Source organism: Micromonospora sp. M51, assembly GCF_018070305.1.
In the GTDB taxonomy this organism is placed as follows: Bacteria; Actinomycetota; Actinomycetes; order Mycobacteriales; family Micromonosporaceae; genus Micromonospora; species Micromonospora parva.
On record NZ_JAGPXZ010000159.1, the window covers coordinates 1 to 9,819 of the forward strand.

Annotated in this window: 11 protein-coding genes; 8 read left to right on the forward strand and 3 right to left on the reverse strand. The window is 72.3% G+C overall.

Features of this window, described 5'->3' with window-relative positions:
• The 5 genes from KBX53_RS11490 to KBX53_RS11510 all read left to right on the forward strand — a co-directional run.
• The coding region (locus KBX53_RS11490; RefSeq protein ID WP_210859076.1) for an ABC transporter permease at window positions 1-424 on the forward strand (424 nt) is incomplete at its 5' end.
• Window positions 425-636: 212 nt separating this feature from the next.
• Window positions 637-846 (forward strand): helix-turn-helix domain-containing protein, encoded by a 210-nt coding sequence (locus tag KBX53_RS11495; RefSeq protein ID WP_007465625.1) that lies wholly within the window; start codon window positions 637-639, stop codon window positions 844-846.
• Between the two features lie 272 nt (window positions 847-1,118).
• Window positions 1,119-1,220 carry an AURKAIP1/COX24 domain-containing protein gene (locus KBX53_RS11500; RefSeq protein ID WP_007465623.1) on the forward strand — a complete coding sequence of 34 codons (102 nt, stop codon included), beginning with the start codon at window positions 1,119-1,121 and terminating at the stop codon, window positions 1,218-1,220.
• 119 nt (window positions 1,221-1,339) lie between these two features.
• On the forward strand, window positions 1,340-2,416 hold the full coding sequence (locus KBX53_RS11505) for an NAD-dependent epimerase/dehydratase family protein (protein ID WP_030329729.1): 1,077 nt from the start codon (window positions 1,340-1,342) through the stop codon (window positions 2,414-2,416).
• 235 nt (window positions 2,417-2,651) lie between these two features.
• Window positions 2,652-3,533 (forward strand): lysophospholipid acyltransferase family protein, encoded by an 882-nt coding sequence (locus KBX53_RS11510; RefSeq protein ID WP_210859084.1) that lies wholly within the window; start codon window positions 2,652-2,654, stop codon window positions 3,531-3,533.
• Window positions 3,534-3,543: 10 nt separating this feature from the next.
• On the opposite strand, the gene KBX53_RS11515 is transcribed toward KBX53_RS11510, so the two are convergent.
• The 3 genes from KBX53_RS11515 to KBX53_RS11525 all read right to left on the reverse strand — a co-directional run bounded on the left by KBX53_RS11515 (window position 3,544) and on the right by KBX53_RS11525 (window position 6,676).
• Window positions 3,544-4,413 (reverse strand): HAD family phosphatase, encoded by an 870-nt coding sequence (locus KBX53_RS11515; protein WP_030329732.1) that lies wholly within the window; start codon window positions 4,411-4,413, stop codon window positions 3,544-3,546.
• A 126-nt stretch (window positions 4,414-4,539) separates the two neighbouring features.
• On the reverse strand, window positions 4,540-5,430 hold the full coding sequence (locus KBX53_RS11520; protein ID WP_210859078.1) for a DUF5667 domain-containing protein: 891 nt from the start codon (window positions 5,428-5,430) through the stop codon (window positions 4,540-4,542).
• Window positions 5,431-5,719: 289 nt separating this feature from the next.
• Window positions 5,720-6,676, reverse strand: coding sequence for an ECF subfamily RNA polymerase sigma factor, BldN family (locus tag KBX53_RS11525; RefSeq protein ID WP_210859080.1), 957 nt, complete (start codon window positions 6,674-6,676; stop codon window positions 5,720-5,722).
• Between the two features lie 585 nt (window positions 6,677-7,261).
• On the opposite strand from KBX53_RS11525, the gene KBX53_RS11530 reads away from it, so the two are divergent.
• From KBX53_RS11530 to KBX53_RS11540, 3 genes are read left to right on the forward strand one after another with little or no spacing between them, the layout of a single operon-like run.
• Window positions 7,262-8,869: an AMP-binding protein gene (locus KBX53_RS11530; protein ID WP_309140753.1), complete on the forward strand. Its 1,608-nt coding sequence runs from the start codon at window positions 7,262-7,264 to the stop codon at window positions 8,867-8,869.
• Entirely contained in the window at window positions 8,859-9,113 is a 255-nt protein-coding gene (locus KBX53_RS11535) for a glutaredoxin family protein (RefSeq protein WP_030329740.1), read from the forward strand. Before KBX53_RS11530 ends, KBX53_RS11535 begins: the two co-directional genes overlap by 11 nt.
• A 20-nt stretch (window positions 9,114-9,133) precedes the next feature.
• Window positions 9,134-9,796, forward strand: a complete 663-nt coding sequence (locus tag KBX53_RS11540; RefSeq protein ID WP_030329742.1) for an HAD family hydrolase — start codon at window positions 9,134-9,136, stop codon at window positions 9,794-9,796.
• Window positions 9,797-9,819 lie beyond the last annotated feature (23 nt).

The window sequence follows — 9,819 nt, forward strand, 5'->3', positions numbered from 1 at the left end:
GCAGCAGATCCTCGGCGTGCTCGGCGACATCCTCGGTGTCCTCACCGGTGTGCTGGCCGCCATCGCCGGCATCTCACTGCTCGTCGGCGGCGTCGGCGTCTCCAACATCATGCTGGTCAGCGTCCGGGAGCGGACCCGGGAGATCGGGCTGCGCAAGGCCGTCGGCGCGCGTCCCCGCGACATCGGCGTGCAGTTCCTGCTGGAAGCGGTGCTGCTCACCACGATCGGCGGGGTCACCGGAATGGCGCTGGGCGTGGGAACCGCTCTGCTGGTCGACGCGCTGTCGCCGATCCCGGCCGCGATCACCTGGTGGTCGCTGGCGCTCGCCTTCGGCGTGTCGGCGGTGGTGGGCATCGTCTTCGGGGTGGTTCCCGCGCAGCGCGCCGGCCGCCTCGACCCGGTCGTCGCGCTGCGCACCGAATGAGCACCGCCGGAACAACCGGACGGTGCACGCGCACGGGCGGATACCGGGAGCACGGATCGGGTGAACCGGCCACCGAAACATGATCAGTTGCACGAAGGGATCGCGCCGGTCACAACCGCCCCGCTACCGTACTGGTAACACGCGCGTCGCCGGCCCGGCCCGGAGCATCCGTCGGGTTGGCACGCGCCGGGCATGGGATGGGTCGGTGAGCCATGGCCGGGTCACAGTCCGACGGACGGCTGTCGGAGGTCAAGTTCCTGACCGTCGCGGAGGTGGCGACGGTCATGCGGGTGTCGAAGATGACTGTCTATCGCCTGGTGCACAGCGGTGAGCTCACCGCCGTCCGGGTCGGCCGGTCGTTCCGGGTGCCCGAGCACGCGGTGCACGAATATCTCCGGGGTGCGTTTCAGGAAACCGCCTGAGCCACCACCACACCGCCCGCCACCGCCGGCTGACCGGCATCGGTGAGCGTACGGAGTGAGATCGCGAGCCGCGCAGTCGTGGACCTGAGGCGGCCGCGACGGGGGCGCGTTGGTCCGGCTGACGCCCTCCGGCTACCCTGGAGCCCGACCGAGACCCCACAGGTGCGCCCCGCCGCCCAGACTGGTCCGGTCCGTTGTCCGCAAGCGGTCGCCGTCGCCACCTGCGTGGTGTCATCCGGTCCGCCCCGCACGTTGTATCGAAAGGCTGTCGTATGGGCTCGGTGGTCAAGAAGCGCCGTAAGCGCATGGCTAAGAAGAAGCACCGCAAGCTGCTGCGCAAGACCCGCGTCCAGCGTCGCCGTCTCGGCAAGTGATCGCCGCCGGGCTCAGCGCCCGGCGTGCGTCGCTTGCCAAACTGTCGACCTCCGGAGGCTCAGGTGATCAGGCCGTGGTCGTCCCGGCTCGGTCCATCCTGCCGGCGTAGGTGCGTCAGATGACCCCCGGTGGCACCTCAGGTGCTCCGGGGGTCGTCGTCGTCACCGGAGTGGGCCGTTACCTGGGTGCCCACGTGGCGGCCCGACTGGCCGCCGACCCCCGCATCGAACGGGTCATCGGGGTGGACGCACCGGACGCCGGCACCGAGTTCCCCGACCTGCTGGACCGGGTCGAACGGATCCGCGTCGACAGCGGAGCGCTCGGTGGCCTCCTCGCCGACCTGGACGTCGACGCGGTGGTGCACCTCGCGCTGGTCACCTCACCCGACCCGCAGCACGGCGGCCGGTCCGCGATGAAGGACCAGAACGTCATCGGCAGCATGCAGATGCTCGCCGCCTGCCAGCGGGCACCCCGGCTGCGCAAGCTCGTGGTCCGCTCGTCGACCGCCGCGTACGGGGTGTCGTTCCGGGATCCTGCGGTCTTCACCGAGGAGACCGAGCCCCGCGAGGTGCCGCGCGGCGGTTTCGGCCGCGACATCCTCGACCTGGAGGGGTACGTCCGTGGCTTCCGGCGCCGCCGGCCCGACGTCACCGCCACGGTGCTGCGCTTCGCCCCGTTCATCGGCTCGACCGCCGACACCACGCTGACCCGTTACTTCTCGCAGCCGTTCGTGCCGACGGTCTTCGGCCGCGACCCCCGCCTGCAGTTCCTGCACTTCGACGACGCGTTGGAGGTGCTGCACCGGTCGATCGTGGAGGACCATCCGGGCACGTACAACGTCGCTGGTCCGGGGGTGCTGTCGCTGTCCCAGGCGATCCGGCGGGCCGGCCGGGTCGCCGTGCCGGTGCTGGAGCCGGGTCTGTCGGGGGCCGCCGCGCTGGCCCGCACCATGGGCTTCGGCCGCTACGGCCTGGACCAGGTCGACCTCTTCGTGCACGGCCGGGTGGTCGACACCAGCCGGCTGGAGCAGGAGTACGGCTTCACACCCCGGTCGACAGCCGCCGCCTTCGAGGACTTCATCCGCGCCCATCACGGCGGGGTGGTGGTCACCCGGGATCAGCTGGCCGCCGCCGAGAAACTCGTCCTGGACGGCATCCGGCAGGTCCGATCAGCCATGCGGGAGCGGTCATCGTGAGCGCGAGGAGTGAGCCGGGTTTGCGAGCCCCGCAGTCGCGAACAGAGGTGGCGCTGTGAGTGCACCGGAGGAGGGGCGCGACCCGCAGTCGGTCGGGCGTTTCGACGTACCTCAGCAGGTGCCCGGGCCGGATGCGGAGCCGGCGCGGCGCAACGGACACCGGCCGGCCGCGCAGGCCGCGCCGACCCCGACCCCGGCAGCGCCCCCGACTCCGGCCGACCGGGTCGACGCCGGGCTGCGCGCGGGCACCGGGCCGGCGGTGGCGGACCGGCCGGGGGACCACTGGGACCGCAAGGTCGCGAACGGGTTGGCGTTTCTGCGCCGGCGGCTCGCCGGTGACTACGAGGTCGACGAGTTCGGGTTCGACTCGGAGTTGACCGACGCGGTCTTCCACCCGTTGCTGCGGGTGCTCTACCGGGACTGGTTCCGCACCGAGGTCAGCGGGGTGGAGCATGTGCCAGTGGACGGGCCCGCCCTGGTGGTCGGCAACCATTCCGGGACGGTGGCGCTGGACGCCCTGATTCTCTCCGCGGCGCTGCACGACAAGCATCCCGCCCACCGTTACCTGCGGTTGCTCGGCGCCGACCTGGTCTTCCGGATGCCTGTCGTCTCCGAGTTGGCCCGCAAGACCGGCGGCACGGTGGCCTGCAACCCGGATGCGGAGCGGCTGCTCGGCGGCGGCGATCTGGTCGGGGTGTTCCCGGAGGGTTTCAAGGGCATCGGGAAGCTCTACGCCGACCGGTACAAGCTGCAACGCTTCGGGCGGGGCGGGTTCGTCTCGGCGGCGCTGCGCACCGGCACCCCGATCGTGCCCGTCGCCATTGTCGGCGGCGAGGAGATCTACCCGATGCTCGCCGACATCAAGCCGCTGGCGCGGCTGCTCAAGCTGCCGTACTTCCCGGTCACGCCGACGTTCCCGTTGCTCGGCCCGCTGGGCATGGTGCCGCTGCCCAGCAAGTGGCTGATCGAGTTCTGCCCGCCGATCCCCACCGCCCACCTGACCGACTCGGCGGATGACCCGCTGGTGGTCTTCAACCTCGCCGACCAGGTGCGGGAGACCATCCAGCAGACCCTGCACACGTTGCTGGAGCGACGGCCCGACCCGTTCGGCCCGTAGCCGGCGGTCCTCAGCCGGCGCGCCGGCGGCGCTGGAGGGCCAGGCCGGCGGTGACCGCGCCGGCGACCAGCCCGGCCGCGGCAGTCGACGGTACGGCGATCTTGACCGCTCGCCGGCCGGTGCGGAAGTCCCGTACCTCCCAGCCGTGCTGGCGGGCCTGCCGCAGCAGAACGCCGTCCGGGTTGACGGCGACCGCCCGCCCCACCACGGAGAGCAGCGGCAGGTCGTTCGCCGAGTCGCTGTAGGCCGCGCAGCGGGTCAGGTCGAGCCCTTCCACAGCGGCGAGCTGGGTGACCGCCTCGGCCTTGGCCGGTCCGTGCATCAGGTCACCCACCAACCGCCCGGTGTACGCCCCGTCCACCACCTCGGCCACGGTACCGATGGCACCGGTCAGGCCGAGTCGGGCGGCGATCACCCGGCCGATCTCGACGGGGGCGGCGCTGACCAGCCAGACCCGCTGACCGGCGTCCAGGTGACGCTGCGCGAGCTGGTGTGTGCCGGCCCAGATCCGGGGGGCCATCAGCTCGTCGAAGATCTCCTCGGCGAGGTGTTCGACCTCGTTGACCCGCCAGCCCTCGACGAAGGCCAGCGCCGCCTCCTTGGCCAGTGACATGTCACCGGCGTGTTCCCGGGCGAGCAGCCGAAAACGGAGCTGCTGCCAGGCGAACCGGGCCAGGTCGGCGGTGGTCACGTAGTTCCGGGAGGCGAGCCCACGGGCGAACCAGTAGATCGAGGCGCCCTGCATCATCGTGTTGTCCACGTCGAAGAACGCCGCGCCGGTCGGGTCTGGTGCGCTGACCGGGGCCAGGTCGGTGTCCGCCCAGCCGGCGGTGTGCCCCTCGGCGTCGGTGCTGACCGTCACCTTACGGCTGCGCGCCACGCGATTCCCTTCCTTCCCGGTGCGACTGATGCTCCCTGGCGAGGGTATCCGCCGCAGACGGTCGACCGGCCGGGCACACAGCGAACTGTGGCGCGGCCGGTCGGACGTGCGGTATAGGGGCGCGGGTCAGCGATCGCCGGGGCAGGCGCTCGGGGCCGGGCCGAGGGCGTCGCTGGCGGTCGGTGCCGGCAGGCCGCAGGCGATTGCCGCGCGCAGGTCGTCCGAGCGTTCCCGGATGCTGTCCAGCAGCAGCAGTGACCGGTGGGTCCGGTCCCGGTCGACGCGGGTGCTCCCGTCGAGCAGGCCGCGTACCGCCCGGCGCTGGCTCGACACGAAGGTGTTGAGGGTGTCCAGGCTGCCGGGCTCGGCTCGTTGCACAGCGGCCGAGGTCAGCAGGCGAACGCCCTGCCGGGTGTCGGCGTCCATGTCGTCGAGGACCGCGCTGTAGCCGATCCGGTCGCCGCGCAGCTTGGCGGCTTCGCCGAGTCTGGTCCGGGCGAAGTCCAGGAAGAGTTGCCCTCGGCTGATGTCCGAGCTGGCCAGGGCGAGCTGTGCCCGTTCGGTGGAGCGCTTCATGCCGTACAGCGCGTCACCGGGCACCGCGTTCTCGCTGGCGGCGGAGATCCCGGAGACGGCGATCGCCCCGGCGGCGATGCCGACCAGGATCGCGCCCCGGGCTCGGGCCCGCCGGGCGGTGACCGCCGGCAGCAGCCGTCCTCGGGTGGTGGCGAGCCGCCCCCGGGTGGTTGTGGCGGCCGGTTCGCCGGCCGTCGCCGGTGTGCTGCCCAGCCCTTCCCGCTCGGCCGTCGCGAGCAGCATCGCCCGCAGGCCGGTGCGGAAGTCCTGGTCCACCTCGACAGCCGGCGGGTCGACGCTGAGCCGCTGACCCACTGCGACGAGCGGCGCGAGGTGGCCGTCCACCCGGGATCGCACGTGGTGTCGCCGAGCGCCGTTGGCCTCGTCGAGAAGCTGCGCGAAGCGCTCCGCGCGCCGGCGGGAGAAGAGGGTGTTGTCCACCGCAGGCACCTCCTCTCGCTGGTCACGGCCGGTCGGCCGCCGTCGTTGCCAGCGACCGGGCGGCAGTGTGACACCACGGAGGTGAGGTGCCGCCGGCATGCCGGTCGGACCTCGGTGACCCGGACCTGCCGGGACATCCACCGGTCGCACCCGGAGAAACGCGGCGGGCCGGGCACGGGTTACGGGCCTGGCGGAGCGGAAATTACAGAAAGTGATGGTCATCACCAGGCGGGACCGACCCTGAGCTGCGCGGACGTTGATCGACGCCCGTCGGCCCCGCCGTAACAACCTACGGCTGGAAGCCGTCGGGCAGCAGTCGGGCCAGGGCGCGGACGGCGCGGTACTGGAGGGCCTTGATGGCTCCCTCGTTCTTGCCCATCGCGCGGGCCGTCTCGGCGACCGAGAAGCCCTGGAGGAAGCGGAGCACTATGCACTCCTGCTGCTCCGGGTTGAGCTGCTTGACGGCGGTGAGCAGCGCGACGTTGGTGATGTGCTCCACCACCGCCGCCTCCGGGCTGCCCTCCGGGCCCCGGTCCTCCCGGTCGGCGTCGAGCACGTCGCCGGTGGTGACCTCCAGTCGGTACCGGCCCGACTTGAAGTGGTCAGCGACCAGGTTGCGGGCGATCGTCACCAGCCAGGCGCCGAGGTCGCGGCCCTGCCAGGTGAAGCTGCCGATCCGCTTGAGCGCGCGCAGGAAGGTGTCCGAGGTGAGGTCCTCGGCGAGTTGCCGGTTGCCAACCCGGAAGTAGACGAACCGGAAGACGGTGTCCACGTACCGGTCGTAGATCAGACCGAACGCCTCGGACTCGCCGGCCTGGGCCCGCTCGATCAGCGTCCACACCTCGGTGGCCGGGTCGGACGGGTCCGGTCGGCTCGGGAAACCGGTCGGGGTGGTGGCGGTGGTGGCCGGCACCGCCGGGATCACCGCTGTCTCACCCGCCGCCGGGTCGGTGGTGACCGCCGGTGTGTCGCTTACCCGACGACCCTGCACGGGCATGGCGGGCCGGGACGGTACGGCCACCCGGCCACCGGCCGGCTTCGCGTTCCCGCCGGGCACCGCGGGTCGCGGTGGTGGCTCGTTGTGATGTGGCCGGCTGCGGATCCGATGCGCCGTGCCGTCACCCCGCAGGCCGCCGCCGGGCTGCTCGTCCAGGGGGGCGCGGGCTACTGGGCGCTCGTTGACGTGGGAGCGGGCCGGCTGACCGGTCAGGCCGACCGGGCGTTCCGCGTAACCGAAGGTGGTCACCGTGTTGCCCCCGTCCCGTCGGTTGCCGGCCGGGCCGGTCTGGGTCTCGTCGGGGCGGACCGACCGGGTGACCGGTCGGGCAGGACGGTGGCGGGAACTGCCGACGGGCGGCAGTTCCGCTGGAGGTGCTGGTCCAATGCGCTCACAGGCACGGGGGCCTCCTCGGGCTGAGGGGTGTCGACTCACGGCAAATGGGGTGACCCGACCCGAGTGATGATAGGGCCAACGTCACCCGCGCGTGGCAAGTCCGTTACACAAGGCGGAAGTATTTCCCGCTCCGTCGCACCGATGGCGGACCGGTTGTCCGTCGTGTGCGATTGACTTTCCGTCGGCACGGTGTTCCAGGGTGGATGCCCAGGTGGGAGGCGTCCGCCTGTTCGGTTGGCCCGACACGCCGGCCGGTCGGGTGGGGGCGACCGAACTGCCTCTGATCGGCATCGCACGTCCCATCGACAGGACCTGATCGGACCGCCGATGGCACACCGGACAGTCCCGTACATGGGACTGTCGCGGTGCCGCCCCCGCGGGTCCGCCCCGACCGCCGGGCGTGGCCCGTCGCCGCGCGCTGTGCCAGACTCGACCACCGTGCCGGACCTCTCGGAAAGCCCCGCGCCGAACCTCGCCGACCGGGTCCGCCGGGCGGCCAACGACCGGGCCGACCGGCCCGCGCTGCACTGGCACGAGCACACAGTGAGCTGGTCCGAACTGGACGCCGCTGTGGACGCCGCAGCCCGCGGCCTGTCCGCCGCCGCACCGCCCACCGACCCCGGCGCCACCCCGCCACGCGTCGCCATCGCACTGCCCAACACGCCGGACTTCGTGATCGCCTGGCTGGGCGCCCTGCGGGCCGGGCTGGTGACAGTGCCGGTCAACCCCGGCCTCACCGCCCCGGAACTCCGACACGTGCTGGCCGACTCCGGCGCGTCGGTGCTCGTCGCCACCGACCACGTACGAGGTCTGGTCGCCGACATCGCCGCCGAACTGCCCGCGCTCACCTCCGTGCACGGCACGCCACCGACCGCCGACGCACCCGGGCCGGCACCCCGCCCCCGACGAGGCAGCGCGGACCTGGCGGTACTGCTCTACACCTCCGGCACCGAGGGGCGACCCAAGGGAGCGATGCTGTCGCACCAGGCGCTGCTCGCCAACCACGAACAGGTCGCGCAGATCGAGCCGCCGGTGGTCGGGCCGACGGACACCGTTCTCCTCGCGTTGCCGCTGTTTCACGCGTACGGGCTCAACTCGGGGCTCGGTGCTGTCGTGCATCACGGCGCCACCGGCGTGCTGCTCGACGAGCCGGGGCCGACGGCGGGGCTGGACGAGATCGCGCGGCACCGGGTCAGCGTGCTGGTCGGCGTACCGTCGATGTTCCTGACCTGGGCCGGCATGGCCGCGGCCCGGGCGGCGACCGCGTCGGTGCGGGTGGCGGTCTGTGGCGCGGCACCGCTCGAACCCGCTGTCGCGGCGCGCTTCACCGCTGTCACCGGGCATCAGGTGCACATCGGGTACGGCCTCACCGAGACCGCGCCGGTGCTCACCTCCACCCTGGTCGGCGGCGTGGCCAAGCCCGGTTCGATCGGCCGCCCGCTGCCCGGTGTGCGGCTCCGCCTGGTCGACGCCGACGGGGTGGAGCTGTGGCGCGACGGGCTGGCAGTCCCCGACGACGACCCGGATGAGCTGGACCTCTCCGACGTCGCGCCGGGCACCGACCCGGGGCAGATCGTGGTGTCCGGCCCCAACCTCTTCGCCGGGTACTGGCCCGATGGTCGGGGCGGCCCGGCCGCCGACGGGTGGTGGGGCACCGGTGACATCGCGTACGCCGACGAGGACGGAGACCTCTTCCTGGTCGACCGGCTCGGCGACCTGATCCTCGTCAACGGGTTCAACGTCTATCCGCACGAGGTCGAGCTGGTGCTTGCCGGGCATCCCTGGGTGGCCGAGTCGGCGGTACTGGGTGTGCCGCACCCGCGAACCGGCGAGACTGTCCGGGCGTACGTGGTGCCGGCGCAGGGACGACCGGTGACCAGCGAGGAGTTGCTCGCCCACTGCGCGCGGAACCTGGCCCGGTTCAAGTGCCCGACCGCCGTCGAGTTCGTCGACGCCCTGCCACACTCGGCGATCGGCAAGGTACGCAAGACCCAGCTCCGGTCGGCGACGCCGACCGACCGCACGGAGGTAACCGATGGCAACTGACGCCCGACTCGCGCTGATCACCCGACCCGGCTGCCACCTGTGCGACGACGCCAAGGCGGCGCTCGACCGGGTCGTGGCGGTCACCGGCGACAAGTGGGTCGAGTGGGACGTCACCGGCGACGAGGGGCTGGAACGGGAGTACGGGGACCGGCTGCCGGTGGTGATGCTCGACGGCAAGGAGCACGGCTACTGGCGGGTCGAGGAGGACCGGCTGCTGCGGGACCTGACCACGCCGCAGCTCTGAGGGGTGCCTATGGTGCTCTGATGACCCCTGCGCCCCCGCACCTCGTCTGGGACTGGAACGGCACCCTGCTCAACGACCTGAGTCTGGTGGTGTCCGCCACCAACGTCGTGTTCACGAGCCTGGGCGGGCCGACGGTCACCCCGGACGAGCACCGGGTGCGGTTCCGCAGGCCGATCGCCGAGTACTACGCCGAGGTGCTCGGGCAGGCCGTTGACGACGACGAGTTCGGCCGCCTCGACAAGATCTTCCACGAGGCGTACCGCACCGGGCTGACCACCTGTGAGCTGGCCGCCGACGCGCGTGCCGCGATGGCCGCGTGGCCGGGCAGCCAGAGTCTGCTGTCCATGTGGTTCCACGAGGAGCTGGTCCCGACCGTGCACACGTACGGGTTGACCGGCCACTTCACCCGCGTCGACGGGCTGCGGGCCACGGTCGGCGGTGGCAGCAAGACCGAACCGCTCCAGCGGCACCTGGCCGAGCTGGGCGTGGACGGCGCCTCGGTGGTGCTGATCGGCGACTCCATCGACGACGCGGACGCCGCGGTGGCGGTCGGCGGCCGGGCCGTGCTCTACACCGGCGGGTTCACCGACCCGGCCCGGCTGCGCGCCTCCGGCCACCCGGTGGCCGACACCCTCACCGACGCTGTCGCCCTGGCCCGGGAGGTCAGTTCCGCAGGTAGGTGAGGACGGCCAGCACCCGCCGGTGC

Excerpts from the sequence above, each read along its gene's own strand:
- KBX53_RS11495 (WP_007465625.1), top strand. The coding sequence starts at position 637 with ATGGCCGGGTCACAGTCCGACGGACGGCTGTCGGAGGTCAAGTTCCTG.
- KBX53_RS11500 (WP_007465623.1), top strand. The coding sequence starts at position 1,119 with ATGGGCTCGGTGGTCAAGAAGCGCCGTAAGCGCATGGCTAAGAAGAAG.
- KBX53_RS11505 (WP_030329729.1), top strand. The coding sequence starts at position 1,340 with ATGACCCCCGGTGGCACCTCAGGTGCTCCGGGGGTCGTCGTCGTCACC.
- KBX53_RS11535 (WP_030329740.1), top strand. The coding sequence starts at position 8,859 with ATGGCAACTGACGCCCGACTCGCGCTGATCACCCGACCCGGCTGCCAC.
- KBX53_RS11540 (WP_030329742.1), top strand. The coding sequence starts at position 9,134 with ATGACCCCTGCGCCCCCGCACCTCGTCTGGGACTGGAACGGCACCCTG.